Annotated in this window: 22 protein-coding genes; 12 read left to right on the forward strand and 10 right to left on the reverse strand. The window is 63.2% G+C overall.

Translation table 11 applies throughout. The annotated features are described in order from the left end of the window. Positions 1-11: 11 nt before the first annotated feature. Genes NKI97_RS04610 through NKI97_RS04620 form a run of 3 tightly spaced genes read right to left on the reverse strand, consistent with a single transcriptional unit; the run spans position 12 to position 1,956 of the window. Entirely contained in the window at positions 12-815 is an 804-nt protein-coding gene (locus NKI97_RS04610; RefSeq protein ID WP_352451251.1) for a DUF429 domain-containing protein, read from the reverse strand. Beyond that, on the reverse strand, positions 812-1,696 hold the full coding sequence (gene pdxY / locus NKI97_RS04615) for a pyridoxal kinase PdxY (RefSeq protein ID WP_352451250.1): 885 nt from the start codon (positions 1,694-1,696) through the stop codon (positions 812-814). The genes NKI97_RS04610 and pdxY overlap by 4 nt, the downstream gene beginning before the upstream one ends. A gap of 8 nt (positions 1,697-1,704) precedes the next feature. Then, positions 1,705-1,956 carry a hypothetical protein gene (locus NKI97_RS04620; protein WP_023678142.1) on the reverse strand — a complete coding sequence of 84 codons (252 nt, stop codon included), beginning with the start codon at positions 1,954-1,956 and terminating at the stop codon, positions 1,705-1,707. Positions 1,957-2,117: 161 nt separating this feature from the next. Between NKI97_RS04620 and NKI97_RS04625 the strand changes: the two genes are divergently transcribed. The 5 genes from NKI97_RS04625 to ppa all read left to right on the forward strand — a co-directional run bounded on the left by NKI97_RS04625 (position 2,118) and on the right by ppa (position 5,692). Further along, a complete protein-coding gene (locus NKI97_RS04625; RefSeq protein WP_352451249.1) occupies positions 2,118-2,762 on the forward strand; it encodes a LemA family protein in 645 nt (214 codons plus the stop codon). Positions 2,763-2,929: 167 nt separating this feature from the next. After that, the gene (locus NKI97_RS04630; protein ID WP_352451248.1) at positions 2,930-3,772 is read left to right on the forward strand and encodes a TPM domain-containing protein; all 843 of its coding nucleotides are present in this window, start codon (positions 2,930-2,932) and stop codon (positions 3,770-3,772) included. A 10-nt stretch (positions 3,773-3,782) separates the two neighbouring features. Further along, the gene (locus tag NKI97_RS04635) at positions 3,783-4,421 is read left to right on the forward strand and encodes a TPM domain-containing protein (protein ID WP_352451246.1); all 639 of its coding nucleotides are present in this window, start codon (positions 3,783-3,785) and stop codon (positions 4,419-4,421) included. A 117-nt stretch (positions 4,422-4,538) separates the two neighbouring features. Next, positions 4,539-5,045 (forward strand): GNAT family N-acetyltransferase, encoded by a 507-nt coding sequence (locus tag NKI97_RS04640; protein ID WP_023678138.1) that lies wholly within the window; start codon positions 4,539-4,541, stop codon positions 5,043-5,045. A 116-nt stretch (positions 5,046-5,161) separates the two neighbouring features. Further along, positions 5,162-5,692 (forward strand): inorganic diphosphatase, encoded by a 531-nt coding sequence (gene ppa, locus NKI97_RS04645; protein ID WP_352451245.1) that lies wholly within the window; start codon positions 5,162-5,164, stop codon positions 5,690-5,692. Between the two features lie 17 nt (positions 5,693-5,709). Here the strand turns inward: ppa and NKI97_RS04650 are convergent, their stop codons facing one another. Further along, on the reverse strand, positions 5,710-6,300 hold the full coding sequence (locus NKI97_RS04650) for a hypothetical protein (protein ID WP_352451244.1): 591 nt from the start codon (positions 6,298-6,300) through the stop codon (positions 5,710-5,712). 98 nt (positions 6,301-6,398) lie between these two features. Further along, a complete protein-coding gene (locus NKI97_RS04655) occupies positions 6,399-7,004 on the reverse strand; it encodes a TetR/AcrR family transcriptional regulator (RefSeq protein ID WP_292664336.1) in 606 nt (201 codons plus the stop codon). 82 nt (positions 7,005-7,086) lie between these two features. On the opposite strand from NKI97_RS04655, the gene NKI97_RS04660 reads away from it, so the two are divergent. Both NKI97_RS04660 and NKI97_RS04665 read left to right on the forward strand, forming a co-directional pair. Beyond that, entirely contained in the window at positions 7,087-8,370 is a 1,284-nt protein-coding gene (locus NKI97_RS04660) for an MFS transporter (protein WP_352832894.1), read from the forward strand. Between the two features lie 280 nt (positions 8,371-8,650). Further along, the gene (locus NKI97_RS04665) at positions 8,651-10,225 is read left to right on the forward strand and encodes an alkaline phosphatase D family protein (protein ID WP_352832896.1); all 1,575 of its coding nucleotides are present in this window, start codon (positions 8,651-8,653) and stop codon (positions 10,223-10,225) included. A 46-nt stretch (positions 10,226-10,271) separates the two neighbouring features. Here NKI97_RS04665 and NKI97_RS04670 read toward each other — a convergent pair whose 3' ends face one another. Beyond that, positions 10,272-10,553: a hypothetical protein gene (locus NKI97_RS04670; protein ID WP_352451242.1), complete on the reverse strand. Its 282-nt coding sequence runs from the start codon at positions 10,551-10,553 to the stop codon at positions 10,272-10,274. Positions 10,554-10,751: 198 nt separating this feature from the next. Here NKI97_RS04670 and typA point away from each other — a divergent pair, with 198 nt between their 5' ends. Beyond that, complete coding sequence (gene typA, locus NKI97_RS04675) at positions 10,752-12,581, forward strand: translational GTPase TypA (protein WP_352451241.1); 1,830 nt, start codon at positions 10,752-10,754, stop codon at positions 12,579-12,581. Positions 12,582-12,597: 16 nt separating this feature from the next. After that, positions 12,598-12,807, forward strand: a complete 210-nt coding sequence (locus NKI97_RS04680) for a hypothetical protein (protein ID WP_352451240.1) — start codon at positions 12,598-12,600, stop codon at positions 12,805-12,807. A gap of 46 nt (positions 12,808-12,853) precedes the next feature. Here NKI97_RS04680 and NKI97_RS04685 read toward each other — a convergent pair whose 3' ends face one another. Beyond that, complete coding sequence (locus NKI97_RS04685) at positions 12,854-13,480, reverse strand: DUF1062 domain-containing protein (RefSeq protein WP_352451239.1); 627 nt, start codon at positions 13,478-13,480, stop codon at positions 12,854-12,856. Between the two features lie 393 nt (positions 13,481-13,873). Here NKI97_RS04685 and NKI97_RS04690 point away from each other — a divergent pair, with 393 nt between their 5' ends. Further along, positions 13,874-14,488, forward strand: coding sequence for a LysE family translocator (locus NKI97_RS04690; RefSeq protein WP_352451238.1), 615 nt, complete (start codon positions 13,874-13,876; stop codon positions 14,486-14,488). A 9-nt stretch (positions 14,489-14,497) separates the two neighbouring features. On the opposite strand, the gene NKI97_RS04695 is transcribed toward NKI97_RS04690, so the two are convergent. Together NKI97_RS04695 and NKI97_RS04700 are read right to left on the reverse strand one after the other, a co-directional pair. Continuing rightward, positions 14,498-14,821 (reverse strand): YciI family protein, encoded by a 324-nt coding sequence (locus NKI97_RS04695; protein WP_023678126.1) that lies wholly within the window; start codon positions 14,819-14,821, stop codon positions 14,498-14,500. 137 nt (positions 14,822-14,958) lie between these two features. Continuing rightward, positions 14,959-15,522, reverse strand: coding sequence for a peroxidase-related enzyme (locus NKI97_RS04700; protein WP_352681815.1), 564 nt, complete (start codon positions 15,520-15,522; stop codon positions 14,959-14,961). A 130-nt stretch (positions 15,523-15,652) separates the two neighbouring features. Between NKI97_RS04700 and NKI97_RS04705 the strand changes: the two genes are divergently transcribed. Further along, positions 15,653-20,473: an NAD-glutamate dehydrogenase gene (locus NKI97_RS04705; protein ID WP_352832899.1), complete on the forward strand. Its 4,821-nt coding sequence runs from the start codon at positions 15,653-15,655 to the stop codon at positions 20,471-20,473. Between the two features lie 189 nt (positions 20,474-20,662). Continuing rightward, positions 20,663-22,039, forward strand: coding sequence for an MFS transporter (locus NKI97_RS04710; RefSeq protein WP_352465602.1), 1,377 nt, complete (start codon positions 20,663-20,665; stop codon positions 22,037-22,039). Between the two features lie 39 nt (positions 22,040-22,078). On the opposite strand, the gene purH is transcribed toward NKI97_RS04710, so the two are convergent. Continuing rightward, the gene (purH, locus tag NKI97_RS04715; protein WP_352749384.1) at positions 22,079-23,695 is read right to left on the reverse strand and encodes a bifunctional phosphoribosylaminoimidazolecarboxamide formyltransferase/IMP cyclohydrolase; all 1,617 of its coding nucleotides are present in this window, start codon (positions 23,693-23,695) and stop codon (positions 22,079-22,081) included. Positions 23,696-23,714 lie beyond the last annotated feature (19 nt).

Consider the following 23,714-nt stretch of genomic DNA (forward strand, 5'->3'; position numbering starts at 1 on the left):
GCCCCCGGTCCTCAGGCCCAAATGGCGACCGGAATGCCGAAACGATCGGCGAGCGGCGGATCCGGAAACGGCATTGCCTCGCCTCTGACGATGCGTCCGGCAACCACCATCATCGCCGCAGCATCGAGGAAATCGTCGGCGGCCGCGCCGCGCGGCGGCGTCTGGTCGAGAAAATCCTGGCTATAACCATGCCGGGCAAGCAGCGCCTTGCGTTCGGCCATGCCGGCCGGATTGATGTTGCCCCTGATCTTCTTCGGCAGGCGCATCGCCCGGTCGCCGTTCAGTTTGCAGAAGGCAACTTCCGGATGCGATTCGAACACGCGGCTGCGTAGTTCGGGGCGCGCGATCAGCAGCGAATCGATCTCACGGATCTTGGCGAAGATGCCGAAGGCCTGGATCGAGACACCGCGCGGCGGATCTGAGGTCGTCCTGGCTATCTCACTTGCCTTGCGATGTGCGGCGTACCAGGCGTCGACAGTGGTGAAGGCTTCGATCTCCGCGTAGAGCGCGGCGCGGGAGGGGATGGCAAAGACACTGGACTGCCGGGCCCCGAGCAGCGGCCGCACCAGCGCCTCCGGGCCGCGACCGCCTCTTTGCGAGAAATCGGGCAGGCCGATTGGCATATCGACCGCTACCAACGAGTCGGCGGGCAGTCGGTCGAGCAACGCCGCGAAGCTTGGGAAAACGGCTGTCGACGGTGCCGCACCGGGATCGCGGCGGACGGCTATCCAGCCGGCCTTGCAACCGTCGACGCCGACAAGCACAACACCCCAGGGCGCATCATCCTGGGGCACGGCGTCTTCGGCCTGCGTCACGCCCGGCGGTCCCGTTCCGGATGCAGCAGATGGCGAAGCTGCACCATCGCCATTGGGTGCGATAGGCTCTGGGCATCGGTCTCGAGCTGCAACTCGTCGCCGCCGCGCTTGGCGGTCCGCGCCAGGATCTCGTAGACCGCCGCCGTGGTCGATTGCAGCGCCTTGGCGGCCGGCTGGCCGGACAGGATCCGCGCCAGGTAGACGGCCGCCGTCAGGTCGCCGAGCCCATTCGGCGGCTTCTCGATCAGGCGATGTTCGGCAAGCAGTGCCTCTCTGCCGGCGAGCAGTAAATTGCCGGTGCCGCCGGCCATCATCGCCGGCGCCGATGTGACCAGCATGGCCGGTGGGCCGGCCTGCAGGGCTGCAGCCATTGCCGATTTCAAGTCGGGCAGCGGCGCTCCGGCCATCCATTCCAGCTCGTAGCGGTTGGGCGTGGCGATATCGGCGATCGGCATCAGCCGGTCTCGCATGGCGATTGCGGTCGGCTCAGGTACGTAGAGCCCGCCCGAATCGCCCATCACCGGATCGCAGATATAGAGGGCGTCCGGCGTCTTCGCCTTCACTGCGCCGACCAGCGAAGCGACGGCTTCGGCCTGGCCAGCCTCGCCGAGATAGCCGGACAGCACGGCGCCGACCTCGCCCAGCCACGGCGCGCGCTCGAGGTCGGCCATCAGCGCCTTGAACTGGTCCAGCGGCGGCACGATGCGGGTGGCCCGGCCATGGCCCGGATGCCAGGGCAGGATGACGGTCGGTACCGCCCAAACCGGAAAGCCGAGCGTCTCCAGCGCAAAGACAGCGGCACGGTTGCCGACCGAGCCACGGGCGACATGGCTGGAGACGACGATGACCGCGCGCGGCGCGTCGGTTTTTTCGGCACTCATTGATTTTCCTAACTGCCCCTGGTGACGAAAAGCACGAGCCAGATCAACAGGCCGATGGCAATAAGCAAGCCCGCTGCCCGACCGATGCGGGTGCCCCAATATTCGATCGGGTCCGACCGGTCGGCATCGGCCGCGGTGACGTGGTCGCGCGCGCCTTTAGTGGTTCGTGCAAGGAACGAGGTGCCCCCCGGGTCGGTCTCGCGCGCCACCCGTTCGATGATGCGGCGTGATTCCGCGTCGCTGTCGTGGCGTTTCGCCATGGTGATGTCCCGTTTTATGCCGAGCTTAACCCGTTCGCCTCGTCTGTCACAGGGCCCGACGGCGAATGGCAGAAACCAGTAACACTTCTCGGCCGAAGTCATTTTCTTACGCAAGGATTGTGCTAATGCTTCGCCTGCCAATGCTATCGAGGGGACTTATCATGCTTGCCCAGCGCCTTTCTTCGCCGCCAATATTCCGTAATTTAGCTGCGTTCCTGGTTATGGCCGTCATGCTGCCGCTGCTTGCCGGCTGCGGCTACAACACCGTTCCAACAGCTGAGGAAAACGCCAAGGCCGCATGGAGCGAGGTGTTGAATCAATACCAGCGCCGCGCCGATCTCATCCCCAATCTGGTCAACACGGTCAAGGGCTACGCGGCGCACGAGAAGGACACGCTCGATGCCGTGGTCGAAGCGCGCGCCAAGGCGACGCAGGTGACCGTGACGCCGGAAACGCTGAACAATCCGGAAGCCTTCAAGAAATTCCAGGACAGCCAGGCCGGCCTGACCAGCGCGCTGTCGCGCCTGCTGGCGGTGGTGGAGAACTATCCCGATCTCAAGGCCAACCAGAACTTTCTGGCGCTGCAAGCACAACTCGAAGGCACCGAGAACCGGATCACGGTCGCCCGCCGCGACTATATCCAGGCAGTGAGAGAGTACAATCTGACGCTGAGGACCTTCCCGTCGGTGATCTGGGCGACCTTGTGGTTCCGCGGCAACCAGCCGTTTGCGAATTTCACCATCGAGGAGGATAAGATGCAGCCGCCGAAGGTCGATTTCGGCACCAACACCACGCAAGGCGGGTGAAGAACAGCCGGTGAGCGTGGTCCCTATTGGCCTTGCACTCCGTAGCGCCCCCCTCTGCCCTACCGGGCATCTCCCCCTTAAGGGGGGAGATTGGCAGCTTTGGCTTCACCGCCCATCCTGCATCGTTGGAGATTGGCGAAAACAGCTGTGACAGCCGATCTCCCCCCTTGAGGGGGAGATGTCCGGCAGGACAGAGGGGGGCGCGACAGAACGCCAGCCTGGCCTTCCTGCTCGTCTTCCAAAGCCTTCTCCTCCTCCCGCTCACCGCCCTTGCCGCCGCACTGCCGGCGCTGACCGGACGGGTCGTCGACAATGCCGGCATCATCGATGCCACGACCGAGGCGGCGCTGACGCAGAAGCTTGCCGAGTTCGAGACGAAAGGGTCCGACCAGATCGTCGTCGCGACCATCCCCAGCCTCGACGGCGAGGAGATCGAGCCTTACGCCAACCGGCTGTTCCGCGCCTGGAAACTGGGCCAGGCGAAGGAGAACAACGGCGTCCTGCTTCTGGTGGCGCCGAACGACCGCAAGATGCGCATCGAAGTCGGCTATGGGCTGGAAGGCACGCTGACCGACCTGCACACCAAGCTGATCATCGAAAACGACATGGTGCCGGCCTTCCGTGCCGGCGATTTCTCAGGCGGCATCAGCAAGGCCGTCGACGACATGATCATGGTGCTGGAAGGCAATCCCGAAGAACTGGAGGCGCGCGGCGAACGCAACCAGCAGCCGCCGTTCAACAGCGACGATCTGTTCTTCACGATCTTCATAGCCATCTGGGCAATCATCTTTTTCGGCGGCCTCGCAGCCTCCATCCTGCCGCCGATCTTCGGCCAGAAGATCGGTCCCGGCCGCTATCGCTGGCTGGGCATGACCTTCGAGCCAAACCGGCGGTCGTCCGGCGGCTGGTCGGGAGGTTCCGGCGGGGGATGGTCGTCGAGTTCAAGCGGTGGCGGGTTTTCCGGCGGCGGCGGTTCGTCCGGCGGCGGCGGTTCTTCAGGAAGCTGGTGAGACATCAATCATGGCAACACGACCGATCAGCCCCGAGGATCATGAGCGCATCGCCGGTGCGATCCGCGCTGCCGAATCAAAGACCGACGGCGAGATCTACTGCGTCGTGGCGCATGCCAGCGACAGCTATTTCTTCCCGGCCGCTTTCATGGCGATGCTCGGCATGCTCGTCGTCAGCCTCGCCGTCGGTTATGGGCTGGAAGCCTGGTGGCTGTCGATCCGCTTGCCGCATTTCGTCATCGCCGAGCTTCTGGCGCTTGCCAGTGTGCTCATCCTGTTGTGGGCATTGCCGGCATTGCGCATCCATTTGGTGCCGAGGCGGCTGCGCTACCAGGCCGCCCACGCCAATGCGATGAAGCAGTTCCTCGCCCGCAACGTCCACCGCACCACGGCGCGCACTGGCGTGCTGGTGTTCGTCTCGATTGCCGAGCGCTACGCCGAGGTGGTCGCCGACAGCGGGATCGATTCTCGTGTCGGCCAGCATGTCTGGGACGGTGTCGTCCGCGACCTTACGGCGCATGCCGGCGACGATCGGCTTGCCGAGGGGTTCGTCAAGGCGATCCAAGCAGTCGGTGCGGTACTGGCCGAGCATTTTCCGGTCTCGACCGGCGACAGCAACGAACTGGACGACCATCTGGTCGAGATTTGATCTCGCCAAAAGCGGTTTCGCAGCGTCTCAAGGACGCACCGTCCGGCTGTGTGAAAGCATCGCGGCGGTTGACCGGACTCTTGCAATCGGGCGCAGCGGGTTTATGGTTAACCAATCATGAATACGCTGAGCATCGACATCAGGAAAGCCGAACCGCGCGATGCAGCCGCCATCGCCGACGTGCATCTCGAGGCCTGGCGCGGCGCCTATTCGGGCATCATCCCGCACCGCACGCTGACATCGATGATCAACCGCCGCGGCGCCGACTGGTGGGCGAATGCCATTCGCCGCGCTGCCACCGTCCTGGTCGTCGAAATCGGCGGCAAAATTGCCGGCTATGCGACGATCGGCAAGAACCGCGCCCGCGAACTCAGGCAGCAGGGCGAGATCTACGAACTTTACCTGCGGCCGGAATATCAAGGCATCGGGCTCGGCAGCCGGCTGTTCTCGGCCGCGCGGGCACGGCTGGCCGACCATGGCCTGAAAGGCATGGTGGTCTGGGCGCTGGAAGACAATCAGAACGCACTTGCCTTTTATGCCGGCGCCGGTGGCCGCGATGTTGCCGAAGGCGTCGAGATATTCGAGCAGAAGGCGCTGAAGAAGGTCGCTTTCGTCTGGGAATGACGGCCAGCGCATGATCCGGCCGGTTTTCGGTTCGGACGATCTCCCCGTACCATTCGCCGCATTGCACCATTCGCCGTCGCCCGCTATCGATCTCCAATCGAGAGAGGGATAAAGCGATGCGTATCGAAGCGATTGCCAGCGGAAAGAACCCGCCCGAGGACGTCAACGTCATTATCGAGGTGCCGATTGGCGGCGAGCCGATCAAGTACGAGATGGACAAGGAGGCTGGCACGCTGTTCGTCGACCGCTTCCTTCACACTTCGATGCGCTATCCCGGCAATTACGGTTTCGTACCGCATACGCTGTCGGGCGACGGTGACCCGATCGACGTATTGGTCTGCAACACGCGCGCGCTGGTGCCAGGCTGCGTCATCAATGTGCGGCCGATCGGCGTGCTGGTGATGGAGGACAATGCCGGCCAGGACGAGAAGGTGATCGCGGTGCCTTCGCCCAAGCTGACCTTGCGCTACGAGGACGTCCACGAATACACGCAATTGCCCGACATCACCCGCCAGCAAGTGCAGCACTTTTTCGAGCACTACAAGGATCTCGAACCCGGCAAATGGGTCAAGATCGAAGGCTGGTACGATGCGGCCTATGCCAAGAAGATGATCGTCGAGGCAATCGAGCGGGCCAGGCGCAAGTAATTATCGGGCGCAAATAATCAGTTGTCGACGCGGCCGAAAGCGGGCGCGTCGCCAAGCACCTCACGCCTGTCCTTGCCGCAGGCGAAGGTGCGTGCCTTCTCGTCGGCAAGCTTGCGCGCCTGATCGTTGGCGGCGGGATTGCCGGTGGCGAGCACAAGGCCGATCGTGCAACCTTCGTGGGCGTCAGGCTGGGCAACCTTGGCGACGATCAGCACTTCCGTCGACTTGTTCTCGCCCTCGGTATCGCTGATCGAGCGACGATGAATGACGGCGAAGGGAATGGCAGTTTTGCCGTTGGTTTCGATCCGCCACTCGACCTTGGGTCCAGCCGAATTGAGGCCGGAAAAGCTTTCCCAGACCGTGGTCATATCGCCAGGTGGAAAGCCGTAGAACAGCGATTCCCGCGCGTCGTCGTAGGAAACCAGCACCGGGTAGCCGCGGTAGCCCGAACAGGCGAGATCGGCCCAGTCGCCGTCGCCTTCCTCCGCTTGGGCATAGGTGACGCAGTCCTTCTCCCAATCGAGATCGGTATAGACGCTGGATATGTCGCCGGCCCGGGCCGCCTGGCAGAAACCGGCGAGGGCAAGCGGGATCAAGAGAGCGCGCATGGCGGAACAACTCAGTTCGGGGGGCGCAGCGTACCGTCAAATTTAGCAGCAGCCTAGAGGAAGTCAGGCTGCGCACAGTGGTCTGGTAAAACGGACCACTATTTCTTCAAGCTTGCCTCTATGAGAAGATCGGCGTTGCGGGCCACTGACTGCGCCGGTCCGCCGGCACCGAACAACTGACCGCTAATATAGGCGCCCTCGATCAGCAGCAGCAGCCCGTCGCCCAGCGTCTCGGCGTCGCCGGCGCCCATCGCCGCCGCCATGGCACGCAGGCGGCGGCGCAATTCCTGCTTGTTGGCCTCGCTCACGACGCGGGCCGGATGGCCATGTTCGGGATATTCGACCGCGGCATTGGTCATGCCGCAGCCACGATAATCGGGCCTTTGCGTACGCTTGCCGACACGCGTCAGGAAGGCGACGATCTGCGCGCGCGGATCGCCCGGATGGGCATTCACCGCCTCGTCGAAGCGCTCCCAGAATTCGAGGTCATAGTGCCGAAGGTAGGATGCGGCCAGCTCGTCCTTGGACGGAAAGCTGCGGTAGAGGCTGGGCTTGGTGACGCCGGCACGCCGCACGATCTCGTCGACGCCGATCGCCCTGATGCCTTGCCGGTAGAACAGATCGCGCGCCACCTGGAGAATCCGTTCGGCGGCGCGAGGCGGCGGTGCGTCATTGGCCTTGATCGTTGGTTCAATGCTTTTCATGCCTGGTCTGCCGATTAGCTGGTTGACAATGTTACCGGTCGGTACGTATGTTTCGCGCTCCTGCAACGTACCGGTCAGTAACATGATAACTCAATCCCGCCCGTTTGGCCAGCGCTACGCTTTCGTCGTGGTCGCCGTCATCTTCCTCTGCCTGCTGATCGCAGCGGGCCTGCGTTCGGCGCCGGCAGTCATGATGCTGCCGCTGGAGAACAGTTTCGGCTGGCGGCGCGACGTGGTGTCGCTGGCGGCGGCCACCGGCATCTTCCTCTATGGCCTGACCGGGCCGTTTGCCGCGGCGTTGATGGAGCGGATCGGGCTGCGCCGCACCTTGCTTGCCGCGCTGCTGTTGATGTCGGGATCGACCGCGCTCAGCCTGTTGATGACCAAACCGTGGCATCTGCTCCTCACCTGGGGCGTGTTTTCCGGCGTCAGCTCGGGCGCCGTCGCCACCGTGCTCGGCGCGACCATCGTCAACCGCTGGTTCAAGACCAATCGCGGCTTGGTGATGGGACTGATGTCGGCGTCCAGTGCCACCGGGCTGCTGGTCTTCCTGCCGCTGCTCGCCTCGCTCGCCCAGTCGGGCGGCTGGAGGCCGGTTGTCATCGCGGTCTCGGTTGCCACCGCCTGCCTGCTGCCGCTGGTCTGGCTGCTGGTGCCGGAGCGGCCGGCCTCCATCGGCATGGTGCGCTATGGCGCCGAGCTCGACGACGTGCCGCCGTCACCACCTGCCGCGCAAGGCAATTTCCTCGCGCATACGATGAGCACGCTGCGCCGCGCCGCCGGCACGCGCGTCTTCTGGTATCTGTTCGCCACTTTCTTCGTCTGCGGCTTCACCACCAACGGGTTGGTCGGCACGCACCTGATCGCCTTTTGCGGCGACATGGGCATAGGCGAAGTGCAAGCCGCCGGCCTGCTGTCGATGATGGGCATCTTCGATCTTATCGGCACGACGCTGTCGGGCTGGCTCACCGACCGTTTCGACCCGCGCAAGCTGCTCGGCGTCTATTACTGTATTCGCGGCCTGTCGCTGATCTATCTGCCCTATTCCGGCTTTTCGGCAACCAGCCTGATCATCTTCGCCGTGTTTTACGGACTGGACTGGATCGCCACGGTGCCGCCGACGCTCAGGCTTTCCAACGAGGCGTTCGGCGACCGCAGCGGACCGATCGTCTTCGGCTGGATCGTCGCCGGCCATCAGGTTGGCGCCGCGACAGCGGCCTTCTTCGGCGGCACCATGCGCGAGCTGCAAGGCAATTACGAGCTTGCCTTCCTGATCGCCGGTATGACGGCAATAGCCGCCGCCTGCATCTCGCTGCTGATCAATACCACCCGCCCGGCGTTTGATCCGGAACCGCAGGCGGCATAGGGCGCAATCGGCCGTGCTAATCTCCCCCCTTGAGGGGGAGATGGCCGCGAAGCGGCCAGAGGGGGTCGGTCCGACTGGGCTCGGCCCCTTATCGCCGATGCAGGAGGCCGGCGCTCCGCGCGAGACGACCCCCTTCTGTCGCCTTCGGCGACATCTCCCCCTCAACGAGGGAGATTCGCCAGCCTGTTCACTGTTATCAAACCTTCATCGTTTCGAAATGTGCCTGAAACATTGAAGCTGGAGCTTGGCGGCGACGTTCAATGCCATCCAGGAGACAGCCATGAACAAGATTTCGATGACGCGGCGCGCTTTCGTCACGTCGGCCAGCGCCGTTGGCCTGGTCGGCGCCTCGGGCCTCGCCCTTCCCTATTACTCGCGCGCCAATCAGCGCCCGGCGTTCACCCATGGCATCCAATCCGGCGACGTCGATGCCACCAGCGGCATGGTCTGGACACGCACCGACCGGCCGTCGCGCGTCATGTTCGAGGTGTCGTCGACCGAAAGCTTCACCAATGCCGTCCGCCTGGCGCCGCTCGATACCTCGCCGGCCAGCGATTATACGGTGAAGCGGCTGCTTACCGATCTCGCCTCCGACCAGGACATCTTCTACCGCATGGTCGCGGCCGATCTTGCCGACATCAACGCCGTTTCCGAGCCGGTCGTCGGCCGCTTCCGCACGGCACCTGCCTCGAAGCGCGACATTCGCTTTGCCTGGTCGGGCGACACCGCCGGCCAAGGCTGGGGCATCGACGAGACCGGCATGAAGACCTACGCCACCATTGCCAAGCACACGCCCGACTTCTTCCTGCATTCGGGCGATACGATCTATGCCGATGGTGCGATGAAGGACGAGGTCGACCTGCCCAACGGCGGCAAGTGGAAAAACAAAGTGCTGATCGACGAGAAGCGCAGGGTTGCCGAGACGTTGGACGAATACCGGGCGCAGTGGAAATACAACATGATGGACAGGCATGTGCTGGCGCTCAGCGCCATCTGTCCGACCTTCTATCAGTGGGATGACCACGAGGTGCTGAACAACTGGTCGGACTCGAAGGACCTGAGCGCCGACGATCGCTACACTGAAAAATCCATCCATGTGCTGGCGGCACGTGCGGCGCGCGCCTTCCACGAAATGACGACGATCCGTTACGAGCCGTCGGAGCCCGGCCGCGTCTACCGCAAGATCGCCTATGGTCCGCTGCTCGACGTGTTCTTCCTCGACATGCGTTCCTACCGCGGCCCCAACGGTTCGGATATGCAGGAGACGATGACGCCGCAATCGCGCATCCTCGGTGAACAGCAGATCAAGTGGCTGAAGCGTGAACTGGCGAATTCCAACGCAACCTGGAAAATCATCGCCGCCGACATGCCGCTCGGCCTCGTCGTCTGGAACGACGGCACCAAGAAGGTAGGGGCCGAGGCGGTCAGCAATGGCGACAATGGCCCGGCCAAAGGGCGTGAGCTGGAAATTGCCGACCTTCTTCGCTACATAAAGAATGCGGGTATCAGCAACACTGTCTGGCTGACCGCAGACGTGCATTACACAGCCGCGCATTACTACAATCCGGACAAGGCGCAGTTCCAGGACTTCAATCCGTTTTGGGAATTCGTTTCGGGTCCGATCCATTCCGGCACGTTCGGGCCTAATGGTTTCGATATGACATTCGGCCCGGAGCTGAAGTTCATAAAGGCACCAACTGCCGAACAGGGTCAAAACCTGCCGCCTTCGGCCGGCCTGCAGTTCTTCGGGCTCGTCGAAATCGATGGCGCCACCGAGCAGTTGACGGTGCGGCTGATGGATCGCGACGACAGCGAACTCTACAAGGTCACGCTCGATCCGGTGCGGTCGGCGTGAGCGACGGCGTCACTACCCTCGGGCCAGCCCGAGGGTAGGACGTATATCAATCGGGATAGCAGACGACGGGAATGTTGGGCCAGACGGCGCTGTCGCATCCGGCATTTTGCTGCCGCTGCTTGAAGGCGGCGCTGACCGGCCCGGTCACCACCGGATCGACGCCATCGGGAGCATCGGCAAAAAGCTGCTCCGCCGACGGCTTGTCGGACGGCAAAGCAGACCGCGTCTCCTTGAACGACGCCGCCGACTGCGCCGCGCCGGCCGCGAGGAGGACGGCGAGCGCGGTACATGCCAAAATCGGCCGGAGTTTGATGCCTATCTCGATCATGAAATTCGAACTGTCCGGACCATGAAAGGTTCCGCCTTGGTTAATAATTCCACTTCACACCAAGACATTTAAGATTTGGTGACTTTATTTGGTGGCTCGCCTCCTCTTTCGCAATTGCGAAAAACCCTGTATGAGCCGCCCAACCGAAAGAGGCAGCGCCTTTTGGCCTGCTGCCTGCAACGCTCCCGAGACCGAAACATGAAAATCCGCAATATCGCGATCATCGCGCACGTCGACCATGGAAAAACCACCCTCGTCGACCAGCTTCTGAAACAGTCCGGCTCGTTCCGCGACAACCAGCGCGTCGCCGAGCGCGCCATGGATTCGAACGACCTCGAAAAGGAACGCGGCATCACCATCCTGGCCAAGGCGACCTCGGTCGACTGGAAGGACACCCGCATCAACATCGTCGACACGCCCGGCCACGCCGACTTCGGCGGCGAGGTCGAGCGCATTCTGTCGATGGTGGATTCGGCCATCGTGCTGGTCGACGCCGCCGAGGGGCCGATGCCGCAGACCAAATTCGTGGTCGGCAAGGCACTCAAGGTTGGACTGAAGCCGATCGTCGTCATCAACAAGATCGACCGGCCAGATGCCCGCCACGTCGAAGTGGTCAACGAGGTGTTCGATCTTTTTGCAGCACTTGACGCCACCGACGAGCAGCTCGACTTCCCTATCCTTTATGGTTCAGGCCGCGACGGCTGGGTCTCGGAAAACCCCGAAGGTCCGAAGGACCAGGCTCTGGCGCCGCTGTTCGACCTCGTCATCAAGCACGTGCCGGCGCCGACCGTTCATCCCGGCCCGTTCCGCATGATCGGCACCATCCTGGAAGCCAATCCGTTCCTCGGCCGCATCATCACCGGCCGTATCGAATCCGGCACGCTGAAATCCAACCAGGCGGTCAAGGTGCTGCACCATGACGGCACCCAGGTCGAAACCGGCCGAATCTCGAAAATCCTTGCTTTCCGCGGGCTCGAGCGCCAGCCCATCGACGAGGCGCAGGCGGGCGACATCGTCGCTATTGCCGGCCTGTCGAAGGGCACCGTCGCCGACACGTTCTGCGACCTGTCGGTGACCGAGCCGCTGCACGCGCAGCCGATCGATCCGCCGACCGTGACGATGTCTTTCCTGGTCAACGATTCGCCGCTGGCCGGTACCGAAGGCGACAAGGTGACCAGCCGCGTCATCCGCGACCGCCTGCTGCGCGAGGCAGAAGGCAATGTCGCGCTGAAGATCGAGGAATCACCTGACAAGGATTCGTTCTTCGTTTCCGGCCGCGGCGAATTGCAGCTGGCCGTGCTGATCGAGACGATGCGCCGCGAAGGTTTTGAGATCGCCGTGTCGCGGCCGCGCGTCGTCATGCAGAAGGGCGACAGCGGAGAATTGCTGGAGCCGGTCGAGGAAGTCGTCATCGACGTCGACGAGGAGCATGCCGGCGTCGTCGTGCAGAAGATGTCGGAGCGCAAGGCCGAGATGGTCGAGCTTCGCCCTTCGGGCGGCAATCGCCAGCGCATCGTCTTTCACGCACCGACGCGCGGGTTGATCGGCTACCAGTCGGAACTGTTGACCGACACGCGCGGCACCGCTGTGATGAACCGGCTGTTCCATGCCTATGAACCTTACAAGGGTGAGCTGCCGGGCCGTACCAACGGCGTGCTGATCTCCAACGAACAGGGTGAATCGGTGGCCTACGCCATGTGGAACCTGGAAGACCGCGGCCCGATGGTCATCGACCCCGGCGTCAAGGTCTATCAGGGCATGATCATCGGCATCCATTCCAGGGACAACGACCTCGAAGTCAACGTGCTCAAGGGCAAGAAGCTGACCAACATCCGCGCCGCCGGCAAGGACGAGGCGGTGAAGCTGACACCGCCGATCCGCATGACGCTGGAACGCGCGCTGGCCTGGATCCAGGACGACGAGCTGGTCGAAGTGACGCCGAAGACCATCCGCCTGCGCAAGCTCTATCTCGATCCGAACGAGCGCAAGCGTTTTGAGAAGTCGGCGAAAGTGGTCGGCGCGGCATAAAGGGCAATACCGCGCAATGAGCGGTAAACTCGTCACGGCTGTCATATACGACAATCGACCCGAGGCCGAAGTTTGCGTGTCGATGCTCGACGCTTATGGAATTTATGCTCTCGCGAATTATCTTCTCGACACGGGCAGGCTTGGCTTGATCCATGTGCAAGTCGCCGACAGCGATCTCGATACGGCCAAGGGTTTGATTGGCTCGGCCTCCAAAGAGGGCGACTGACCCCTGGCCGTAACTGTCTCTGATTACGGGTGCCCTTGCCGTCGCCTCATCCACCTGCAGCCGAAATGATTTCGTCCCGGTCTGGTTCGCCAGACAGGTGGATCCGGATCGCCGTTCCCGCCCGCGCCGGCCGGCGCAAGGCTTTGGCCCCGTCCGGACCAACCACCTGCAATCGCTTCTCTTCCCAAACCTGTAGCCGCGATCGCGGGACACCGAGTTCGCTGGCCAGCAACCGGTCGAGCCGCAGCGTTGTCGGCATTTCGAGCCAGAGCTGAAGTTCGAGAGCGCTGGTATTTTCCGGCCTGTCCCCGAGCACCTGCTTATGAACGATGGCTTCGGGAAACTCCTCGACGCGCCCGATACTGCTTCGCAATGCGGCAACATCGAAAGCATGGCGCCGCGCCAGGACCGGATCATTGCTTTCGAGCGCCTGCAATATTGCCGGTTCGATATCGCGGCGGCTGCAGCGCTCCAGAATGCCGAAATTCCAGGAATTGTCGCAGTCGATGCAGCGGTAGATCAACCAGGCGTGAATGCGCTTGCCGTTGGCATTGACCCGGAATTTGCCGCTGCAGCGATAGGCTTTCAGGCCGCCGCAGCGATTGCAGTTGAGGTGAGGTCGAGGTGCGGTCTTGGGTGTGATCGCCCAGCGGATACGCAGTATCGAAGGCATGCCGAAAAGCCCTTCCCGTCGGGAAGTTCGTCAGATCGGCGATATCGAGAACCCTTGCGGGCACGGCGTGGCGAGAGACTGCGGTAGTTGGAAATCAGGTGTCGCGGGTGGTTATGCGCGACAGCGGTTCAGCAGTGCCAAACCGGTCTCGAACCGCCACCCGAGGAACACATGATGTGAAAACAGGCATCGCGACTGCGACGCCCTGCTCTGTGTTGGGGGAGTTGACGAGACCGGCGGTTACGTAGGCAAAGTGAAGCTCGGAAAGGATTTCGGAACGACATCTCTAGCCGTGAGGTGCCTGGCCGACAAGCCTTCTTTCGGTAGACGCTACCGTCGCCGGAACAGTTGGGTTATGTTGAACGACCCAAACATTTCAAACGAGACCGCGTTATGCATTTCACGTCGCTGCTGATTTTTGCCGGCGCCCTGCTAGTTGCAGCCGGCTCGCCCGGCCCATCGATCGCCGCTCTTGTGGCGCGGGTCATCTCGAAAGGGTTTCGCGACGTGTTTCCGTTCCTGCTTGCCATGTGGATCGGCGAAGCGATCTGGCTGTCCCTGGCGGTGTTTGGCCTCGCCGTGGTGGCGCAGACGTTCCATTTAGCCTTTGTCGTCGTGAAGTGGGTCGGCGTCGCCTATCTCGGCTGGCTTGCCTGGAAGATGTGGACGGCACCGGTCGAGACCAAGGAAGGCGCGCTGCCGCGCGAAGATTCGCCCGTCAGACTGTTCTTTGCCGGCATGGCGGTGACGCTCGGCAACCCCAAGATCATGATGTTCTATCTGGCGCTGCTGCCGACCATCATCGACCTCGGTTCGGTCAGCATGATCGGCTGGGTCGAGCTGACCGCGACCATGGCCGTTGTCCTGGTCGCTATCGATTTGACCTGGGTGCTCGCCGCATCACAGGCGCGCAAGCTGCTCAAAAGCAAGCGGGCGATGAAGATCGCCAACCGCGTCAGCGCCGGAACCATGGCCGGCGCTGCGGCGGCTATCGCGGCGCGGTCCTGAGCCGGCGCGTCAACCCATTTCGATTATCGGCGCAATCTCGACGCTGAAACCCGGGTCCGTCAAGATAGGACAATCCTTGGCTTTGCCGACGGCATCGTCGATGTCTTTCGCTTCGATGATGGTGTAACCGGCGGTCGGATTGCTACCGCCATTGTTCTCGACCTTGCCGCCGGGCAGCAGGGTCTTCGACATGCCGACTGGATTGCCACCGTCGACCACCGCTGAGCCAAGCTTGCCGTACCAGCCGTTCCAGGCATCCATCGCTGCCTTCCGTTCGGCCTCCTCGGTCGGCATCTTGCCCGAGCCGTGATAGACGTAGAGAAATTTCGCCATGTTCTCCTCCTTTGATCGGCGGCATCGAACCGGCATGCGGTCATGCCGCATGCCGATCATCGGACCAAACCGGCAAACAAGCAACGAGAATGCGAAGTAGCTAATATAATGTGCGGTTGGCTCGCAACGGCGGTGCCCTATCGCGCCATCGCATGGTATTCATCGTTCGGCCGCATATCGATTGCCGATGCCAGCCGGTTCGACATGTTGAAGAACGCCGCGGTCGAGGCGACGTCCCAGATGTCGCGGTCGGAAAAGCCGACTTGCCGCAGCGCCGCCCGGTCCGCTTCGACGATCTTTGCCGGCTGCCCGGTCAGCTTCACCGCGAATTCGAGCATGGCGCGTTGCCTGTCCGAAAGCTCGGCGGCGCGAAAATTCATCACCATCATCTCGCCGAAGGCCGGGTCGCCGGAAAGCTGGCGCACCGCCGCGCCATGCGCGACCAGGCAATAGTAGCAATGGTTGACCGACGAGACGGCCACCGCGATCATCTCGCGCTCGAGTTTCGACAGGCCGGATTCACCCAGCATCAAATCATTGTACATGTCGGTGAAAGCGCGCAGCTTCTTCTCGTCGAAGGCATAGGCGAGCAGCACATTGGGAACGAGGCCGAGCTTCTCCCGGCACTTGGCGAAATAGGCCTTGGTCGCGTCGCTCAGCTCCGCTGGTGCCAGGTCAAGCGCGGTAATTTTCTCCGTCATGGCGGATTTCTCCTCGTTTTCGCCAGGCTGCCGGTGAATTCCGACATTTCGTCGCAAGCCGTCAAACCTTTGTCGCCAAATACCCGTCATCTGTTAGCATAGCCGCAAAAACATGTGACGGGAGGGACTCATGGCCAGCGTAAAGTCAGCGAGCCGGTTGAAAAAAGCCGGCGTGACGAGGGGTGAAGCCGCGGGTGGCGAAAAGCCCGGCAGGCTTGCCGACTACTTGCTGGCCCGAGCTCCGGCCGAAGATGTCGCCGCCTATGACGTCATCGATCTCGAACGCGCTGCCGAACTCGCCGGCCGCGCAGTGGCCAGGCACAAGAAGGACGACTGCGTCGTTGCCATAGACGTCGATTCCGGTGTCGTCCGCCAGGGCCGGCCGATGACGGTGATCACCGTCGTCAACGACAACATGCCGTTCCTATTCGATTCCGTCCTCGGCGAGATTACAGAAAGCGCTGGCGAGCCGCTGCTGGTTACCCATCCGGTCATAGTCGTCAGGCACGGCAAGAACGGCGTCGAGGAAATCCTCGGCGATGGCGGTTATGCCAAGGGCGACCACAGCCATGACCGACTGAGCGTCATCCATGTCCATATCGGCCGCCTTTCGGCCGAGCAGGCCGAAGGCCTGGCCGCACGCCTGACCAAGCTGCTCGGCCAGGTGCGAGCCGCCGTCACCGACTGGAAGCCGATGCTTGCCCGCCTCGACCAGGCGATCTCGGAATTCCGCTACTCGCCAGTGCCGCTCGACAAGGCCCATGTCACCGAAGCGATCGCCTTCCTCGAATGGCTGCGCGACGACAATTTCACCTTTCTCGGCATGCGCGAATTCAACTACACCGGCGGCGAGACGAGCGGCATGCTCGAGCGCGCCGAAAAGCCCGGCCTCGGCATCCTTTCCGATCCCGACGTGCTGGTGCTCAGGCGCGGCACCGAAGCGGTGAGCACGACGCCGGAAATCCGTGCCTTCCTGCATGGGCCGGAACCGCTGATCGTCACCAAGGCCAACGCCAAGTCATCGGTGCACCGCCGCATCTACCTCGACTACATCGGCGTCAAGACCTACACCGGCAAAGGCGTGCTTTCAGGCGAGCTCCGTATCGTCGGCCTGTTCACCTCGACTGCCTATACGCGCTCGGTGATGAAAATCCCCTACCTGCGCTCGAAGGCGGAAACCGTCATTGCCAAATCCGGCTTCAATCCAAGCGACCATTCCGGCAAAGCTTTGATCAACGTGCTGGAGAGCTATCCGCGCGACGAGCTGTTCCAGGTTCCGGTGCCGATCCTGCGCAAGCATGCCGAAGCCATACTGGGCTTGATCGAGCGACCGCGCGTCAGGGCATTGGTGCGTGTCGACCAGTTCGACCGCTTCGTCTCCGTGCTCGTCTTCGTGCCGCGCGACCGCTACGACAGCGTCGTGCGCGAGAAGATCGGCACCTATCTGAAGACCGTCTTCGAAGGCCGGCTGTCGGCCTATTATCCGGCCTTCCCGGAAGGCGGGCTGGCGCGCGTCCATTTCATCATCGGCCGCTCCGGCGGCAAGACGCCGAAGGTCGAGCAGGCGACGATCGAGGCGGCGATCCGCGACATCGTACGGACCTGGGACGATGCACTGCGCGAGACCGCGACAGAGACCGGCGCCGATGCGAGACTCACGGCCATCGCCTCGCGTTTTTCGGAAAGTTATCGCGACAGTTTTCCGCCGGCCGTGGCGCTGGCCGACGCCGGGCGCATCGCCAAGCTTGATACGTCAAATCCGATCGCCATCGACTATTACCGTCACACCGTCCAGAAGCCGCATCAGGCTGCGCTGAAGATCTATCACCATGGCAGCCCGGTGGCGCTGTCGCGGCGCGTGCCCGTGCTGGAAAACATCGGTTTCCGCGTCATCAGCGAGCGCACTTTCGAGGTCGGCGACATTCAATCCGGCATGATCAATAGTGATCAGCCTGGCATGGTCTTCATCCACGACATGGAACTCGAGAACAGCTACGGCAGGCCGATCGACCTCGGCAATGGCGGCGCGCTGTTCCAGGATGCGTTCCTTTCCGTCTGGCGCGGCGATGTCGACAATGACGGCTATAACGGCCTTGCCCAGACCGCCGGCCTGTGGTCGGGCGAGATCACTGTCCTGCGCGCCTATGGCCGCTATCTGCAGCAGGCCGGCATCCCGCAGAGCCAGGATTTCATCGCCGCCGCGCTCAAACGTTATCCCGAGATCGCCCGCGGCCTGCATGCGCTGTTTGTCGCCCGCCTCAGCCCGACGGCCGAGACGGAAGGCGTCGTTCAGGCCAAACATCTGAAAGCCAAGATCACGGATGCGCTGGAAGACGTTCCCAACATTGACGACGACACCATCATCCGCCGTTATCTGAACCTGATCGAAGCCTCGCTGCGCACCAATCATTTCGTTGCCGATACGAAACAGAAAGGCCAATCGCTGGCGATCAAGCTCGATTCGCAATCGGTCGACGGGCTGCCGGCGCCGCGGCCATGGCGAGAGATCTTCGTCTACGGCTCCGAGGTCGAGGGTGTGCATCTGCGCTTCGGCCCGGTCGCGCGCGGCGGCCTGCGCTGGTCGGACCGTGCGCAGGACTATCGCACCGAGGTGCTCGGCCTGGTCAAGGCACAGCAGGTCAAGAATGCGGTGATCGTGCCGGTTGGCGCCAAGGGCGGCTTCTACCCGAAAAAGCTGCCGATGAGCGCCGGGCGCGACGCAATTTTCGAGGCCGGCACGGCCGCCTACAAGAATTACGTTTCCAGCCTGTTGTCGATCACCGACAATATCGGGCTGGACGGCGTCGTCCCGCCAGCCGGCGTCGTGCGGCGCGATCAGGATGATCCGTATTTCGTCGTCGCCGCGGACAAGGGCACGGCGACCTTCTCGGACATCGCCAACGCCATCAGCGAAAGGCACGGCTTCTGGCTCGACGACGCTTTCGCCAGCGGCGGTTCGGCCGGCTACGACCACAAGAAGATGGGCATTACCGCCAAGGGCGCCTGGGAAGCGGTCAAGCGGCATTTCCGCGAGATGAACCGCGACATCCAAACCACGCCGTTCACCGTCGTCGGCGTTGGCGATATGTCGGGCGACGTGTTCGGCAACGGCATGCTGCTGTCGGAGCAGACCCGGCTGATCGCCGCCTTCGATCATCGCGACATCTTCATCGATCCCGATCCCGACATGGCCGCTTCGATGGCCGAGCGCCGGCGTATGTTCGCTCTCGCCCGCTCAAGCTGGCAGGATTACGACAAGACGAAGCTGTCCGAAGGCGGCATCATCGTCTCGCGCAGCCAGAAGTCGATCACCTTGCCGGCCGCCGCGGCTGCAGCTATCGGCCTCGGCAAGACAACGGCCACGCCGGTCGAGATCATGAGTGCCATCCTCAAGGCGCCAGCAGATCTTTTGTGGTTCGGCGGCATCGGCACCTATGTCAGGGCATCGGGCGAGACCAACCAGGACGTCGGCGACCGTGCCAATGACGCGATCCGCATCACCGCGCTCGACCTGCGTGCCAAGGTCATCGGTGAAGGCGCCAATCTGGGCGTCACGCAGTGGGCGCGCATCGAATTCGGATTGAATGGCGGCCGCTGCAACTCAGATGCGATCGACAATTCGGGCGGCGTGAACTGCTCGGACGTCGAGGTCAACATCAAGATCGCGCTGGCTTCCGCCATGCGGAAGGGATCGCTGACGCGGCCGTCGCGCAACAAATTGCTGGCCGAGATGACCGACGAGGTCAGCGCCCTGGTGCTGTCCAACAATTACCAGCAGACGCTGGCGCTGTCCCTTGCTCGCAAGCGCGGCCTTGCCGACATTGCCCATCAGAGCCGCTTCATGGAGGCGCTCGAGGCGCGCGGGCTGCTCGACCGTGCCGTCGAGACGCTGCCGTCGCCGGCGGCTCTTGCCGAGCGCGATGCGCGCGGCGAGCCGCTCACCCGGGCCGAGCTCGGCGTGCTGCTTGCCTATGCCAAGATCGTGCTGTTTTCCGATATCGTCGCCAGCGACGTGCCGGACGATCCGCATTTCGACCGCGACCTGATGGGTTACTTTCCCGACCGCATGGCAAAGAAATATGCGGCGGAAATCCACGGCCATCGCCTGCGCCGCGAGATCATCGCCCGTGCCGTCGCCAATGACCTGGTCAATCGCGGCGGCCCGTCCTTCGTCAACAGGCTGCAGGAAGCGACCGGGCGCAGTGCCGCCGATGTCGTGCGCACCTTCGCCGTGGTGCGGGATGGCTTTGCACTGCCGGCGCTGTATCGCCAGATCGACGCGCTCGACAACCAGATCGACGGACAGATCCAGCTCGACCTCTATCAGGCGGTCAGCCGGCTGATCTATGTGACGAGCGGCTGGTACCTGAAGAACGATGCCGGCACTGCACTGCTCGGGCAGCGGATTGCCGAGTTGCAGGATGCGCGCAAGGCGCTTGAGCCGAAGCTCGTTTCGCTGCTGCCGGCCTTCTCGCGCGAGCGGATCGAGGAGCGGCGGCACAGCCTGTCGAGGGGCGGCGCGCCCGAGAGCCTTGCCGAGCAACTGGCGTTGACCGATGTGGCGGAACTCATCCCCGACATAGCGCTGACGGCGCGGACGGCAAATGCCGGCATCGTCGCTGCCGCCAAGGCGTTTTTTGCAGTCAGCGATGTCTTCCGTATCCCGCGCGTCGAAGATGCGGCGCGCTCGATCACGCCCTCGGATTATTACGATCAACTGGCGCTTTCCCGCGCTACCGACACGATCGGCGCGGCCAGGCGCGGCATCGCGGTGGCGGCGCTGGCCGGCCATGCCGAGGCGGCGGATCCGGTGTCGGCATGGTTGGAGGCCGGCGGCGAACGGGTCGGACGCATCCGCGAGCGGCTGCAGGCGCTGACCGAGGGCGGCGACATCACCGTGTCGCGGCTGTCGGTGGCGTCCGGCCTGATGAGTGATCTGACGCAGCTGTGAGACGTCTTCCACATCGCGCGGGATTGCCGGGAAGAACTGCGCTATTGAGCGAACGGCGCCCTGCGTTGGGGGGCACCGGAGCATGATCCCAAAAAGTGACGATCGGCTTTTGGACAAGATCGTGCTCAACAAGAAGACGGAGCGTCATTCCGATTCGATCGGCATGGAGCAAGCTCCAGCGGAGGGGACATGGCTGAGATGGCAGTGCAGCGGGCATCGGGACGCGGCATCTGGGGATGGATGCTGTTCGACTGGGCGGCACAGCCGTTTTTCACGGTCGTTACCACCTTCATCTTCGGTCCTTATTTCGTCTCGCGCATGGCCAGCAATCCAGAGACCGGGCAAGCGGCCTGGGGCTACGGCATTGCCGCCGCCGGCCTCGTCATTGCCGTTTTGTCGCCGGTCCTCGGCTCGATCGCCGATCAGACCGGACCACGCAAACCGTGGATAGCCTTCTTCGCCGCGGTTAAAATCACCTGCCTCACCCTGCTGTGGTTCGCCGCGCCCGGCTCTAATCTTTTTCTGGTCGTGGCGTTGTTCTCGCTGGCGTCGGTCGCGGCGGAATTCTCGACTGTGTTCAATGATTCGATGATGCCCCGCCTGGTGCCGAAGAGCGACATCGGCAGGATCTCGAACATGGCCTGGGGACTCGGCTATCTCGGCGGCATGATCGCACTGATCTTCGTCGTTACCGTCATGGCCGGCTCGCCTGAAACCGGCAAGACCGTCGTTGGGCTCGACCCGATCTTCGGCCTCGACCCCAGGCTCGGCGAGGACGCGCGCGCTACCGGGCCGTTGTCGGCGGCCTGGTATTTCCTGTTCATCCTGCCGATGTTCTTCTTCACGCCTGATGCGATCAAAGGCATTCCAATCGGGCCGGCGGTGCGCGAGGGACTATCGGAACTGAAGTCGACGCTGGCCGAAGTGCGCAAGCGCAGCGGTATTTTTCGCTTTCTCGTCGCCCGTATGATCTATCAGGACGGCGTCAACGCACTGCTGGCGCTAGGCGGAACGTTTGCGGCGGCAATGTTCCATTGGTCGATTACCGAGATCGGCCTGTTCGGCATCATCCTCAACGTCGTTGCCATCGTCGGCTGCCTGGTTGCCGCACGCCTCGACACAGCGCTGGGTTCCAAGACCATAGTGATGATTTCGCTGGTCATGCTGAGCATTGCCACGATCGGCATCGTTTCGACCGGACCGGGCTATACGCTGTTCGGCGCCTGGGTGATGCCCGGACTGGATGGTGGCGGATTGTTCGGCACGGCGGCGGAAAAAGCCTACATTTTCTACGGCCTGCTGATCGGGCTTGCCTTCGGGCCGGTGCAGGCATCGTCGCGCTCCTACATGGCGCGCAGCGTCACCGCAGCCGAATCGGGCCGCTATTTCGGCATTTATGCGCTGGCCGGCCGGGCAACCAGTTTTGCCGCACCCTTCATGGTGGCCACGATCACCCTGGCCAGCGGCTCGGCGCGGCTCGGCATGGCCGCGATCGTGCTGTTCCTTGGCGCCGGCATGGCGATCCTGATCGGCACGCCCTATCCAGCGGATCGGCCGGCGGAGTGAGCTGCTCTTGCCTTCTCCCGCAGCGGGAGGGTAACGCGTTCAATGCCGGAAATGCCTCACTCCGGTGAAGACCATGGCAATGCCGTGAGCGTCGGCGGCGGCGATGACATCGTCGTCGCGCATCGAGCCGCCGGGCTGGATGACGGCTGTGGCGCCGGCTTCGATTGCCGACAAAAGCCCATCCGCGAACGGGAAAAAGGCATCCGAGGCGACGACCGAGCCCCTGGTCAAAGGCTCCGTCAGGCCGGCAGCCTCGGCCGCGTCGAGCGCCTTGCGCGCCGCGATGCGCGAGGAATCGACCCGGCTCATCTGGCCGGCGCCGATGCCGACTGTAGCGCCATCCCTGGCATAGACGATGGCGTTCGACTTGACGTGCTTTGCCACGCGAAAAGCGAATTTCAGATCGGCCAATTCGGCCGGCGTCGGAGCGCGCCTGGTCACCACTTTCAGCTCGAGGTCATCCACCACCGCGTTGTCGCGGCCCTGGACCAGCAAACCGCCAGCAACCGATTTCAAGCCAAGGCCCGCCGCGCGCGGGTCGGGCAGGCCGCCGGTGACCAGCAGGCGTAGGTTCTTCTTGGCGGCAATGATGCGCACTGCTTCTTCGGACGCCTCCGGTGCGATGATCACTTCGGTAAAGGTCTTGACGATCTCTTCGGCGGTTCCGGCATCGAGGACGCGGTTCATGGCGACGATGCCGCCGAAGGCCGAGACCGGGTCGCAGGCCAGCGCCTTGGCATAGGCCGCCTGCAGCGAAGCGTCCTCAGCGACGCCGCACGGGTTGGCGTGCTTGATGATGGCAATTGCTGCGGAGTGCGACGGGTCGAACTCGCCGACCAGCTCGAAGGCAGCGTCGGTGTCGTTGATGTTGTTGTAGGAAAGCTGCTTGCCCTGAAGCTGGCGCGCCGTGGCGACGCCCGGCCGCCTATCGCCGTTGACATAGAAGCCGGCGCCCTGATGCGGGTTTTCGCCATAGCGCATCACCGACTGCAGCTTGCCGCCGAAGGCGCGCCATGTCGGATGCTCGATCTCAAGCGCCTCGGCGAACCATCCCGAGATCGCCGCATCGTAGGTGGCGGTGCGGGCAAAGGCCTTGGCTGCCAGCTTCTTGCGGAAATCCAGCGACAACGACCCGAAATTCATCTCCAGCGCGTTGAGCACCGAGGCATAGTCATCGGGATCGGTGACGATGCCGACATAGGCGTGGTTCTTGGCCGAGGCACGGATCATCGCCGGGCCGCCGATGTCGATGTTCTCGACGATCGCCGCGTAGTCGGCGCCGGAGCGACGCACCTCTTCGAACGGATAGAGATTGGAGACGACGAGATCGATCGGCTCGATGCCGTGGTCGCGCATCGCTGCGGCGTGCTCGGGATCGTCGCGCACGCCAAGCAGTGCGCCATGCACCGACGGGTGCAGCGTCTTGACGCGGCCGTCCATGATCTCGGGAAAGCCGGTGAGCTCGGACACGTCGCGCACCGCCATGCCTGCCTCGGCAAGGGCCCTTGCGGTGCCGCCGGTCGAGACTAGCTCGACGCCGGCCGAAGCCAGCGCCCTGGCGAAATCGATCAGGCCGGTCTTATCAAAGACGGAAAGGAGCGCGCGACGGATGGGTACAAGGTCGGGCGCGGGAATGTTCTTGGCGGCGACGGCCATGGGCTGGCGGCCTTTCCAG

Source organism: Mesorhizobium sp. M0296 (assembly GCF_040321675.1).
Lineage (GTDB): Bacteria > Pseudomonadota > Alphaproteobacteria > Rhizobiales > Rhizobiaceae > Mesorhizobium.

What these genes read in the sequence shown, in the direction of transcription:
- pdxY (WP_352451250.1), bottom strand. Translation starts at nt 1,696, where the DNA reads ATGAGTGCCGAAAAAACCGACGCGCCGCGCGCGGTCATCGTCGTCTCC.
- NKI97_RS04620 (WP_023678142.1), bottom strand. Translation starts at nt 1,956, where the DNA reads ATGGCGAAACGCCACGACAGCGACGCGGAATCACGCCGCATCATCGAA.
- NKI97_RS04625 (WP_352451249.1), top strand. Translation starts at nt 2,118, where the DNA reads ATGCTTGCCCAGCGCCTTTCTTCGCCGCCAATATTCCGTAATTTAGCT.
- NKI97_RS04635 (WP_352451246.1), top strand. Translation starts at nt 3,783, where the DNA reads ATGGCAACACGACCGATCAGCCCCGAGGATCATGAGCGCATCGCCGGT.
- NKI97_RS04640 (WP_023678138.1), top strand. Translation starts at nt 4,539, where the DNA reads ATGAATACGCTGAGCATCGACATCAGGAAAGCCGAACCGCGCGATGCA.
- ppa (WP_352451245.1), top strand. Translation starts at nt 5,162, where the DNA reads ATGCGTATCGAAGCGATTGCCAGCGGAAAGAACCCGCCCGAGGACGTC.
- NKI97_RS04650 (WP_352451244.1), bottom strand. Translation starts at nt 6,300, where the DNA reads ATGCGCGCTCTCTTGATCCCGCTTGCCCTCGCCGGTTTCTGCCAGGCG.
- NKI97_RS04655 (WP_292664336.1), bottom strand. Translation starts at nt 7,004, where the DNA reads ATGAAAAGCATTGAACCAACGATCAAGGCCAATGACGCACCGCCGCCT.
- NKI97_RS04660 (WP_352832894.1), top strand. Translation starts at nt 7,087, where the DNA reads ATGATAACTCAATCCCGCCCGTTTGGCCAGCGCTACGCTTTCGTCGTG.
- NKI97_RS04665 (WP_352832896.1), top strand. Translation starts at nt 8,651, where the DNA reads ATGAACAAGATTTCGATGACGCGGCGCGCTTTCGTCACGTCGGCCAGC.
- NKI97_RS04670 (WP_352451242.1), bottom strand. Translation starts at nt 10,553, where the DNA reads ATGATCGAGATAGGCATCAAACTCCGGCCGATTTTGGCATGTACCGCG.
- typA (WP_352451241.1), top strand. Translation starts at nt 10,752, where the DNA reads ATGAAAATCCGCAATATCGCGATCATCGCGCACGTCGACCATGGAAAA.
- NKI97_RS04680 (WP_352451240.1), top strand. Translation starts at nt 12,598, where the DNA reads ATGAGCGGTAAACTCGTCACGGCTGTCATATACGACAATCGACCCGAG.
- NKI97_RS04685 (WP_352451239.1), bottom strand. Translation starts at nt 13,480, where the DNA reads ATGCCTTCGATACTGCGTATCCGCTGGGCGATCACACCCAAGACCGCA.
- NKI97_RS04690 (WP_352451238.1), top strand. Translation starts at nt 13,874, where the DNA reads ATGCATTTCACGTCGCTGCTGATTTTTGCCGGCGCCCTGCTAGTTGCA.
- NKI97_RS04695 (WP_023678126.1), bottom strand. Translation starts at nt 14,821, where the DNA reads ATGGCGAAATTTCTCTACGTCTATCACGGCTCGGGCAAGATGCCGACC.
- NKI97_RS04700 (WP_352681815.1), bottom strand. Translation starts at nt 15,522, where the DNA reads ATGACGGAGAAAATTACCGCGCTTGACCTGGCACCAGCGGAGCTGAGC.
- NKI97_RS04705 (WP_352832899.1), top strand. Translation starts at nt 15,653, where the DNA reads ATGGCCAGCGTAAAGTCAGCGAGCCGGTTGAAAAAAGCCGGCGTGACG.
- NKI97_RS04710 (WP_352465602.1), top strand. Translation starts at nt 20,663, where the DNA reads ATGGCTGAGATGGCAGTGCAGCGGGCATCGGGACGCGGCATCTGGGGA.
- purH (WP_352749384.1), bottom strand. Translation starts at nt 23,695, where the DNA reads ATGGCCGTCGCCGCCAAGAACATTCCCGCGCCCGACCTTGTACCCATC.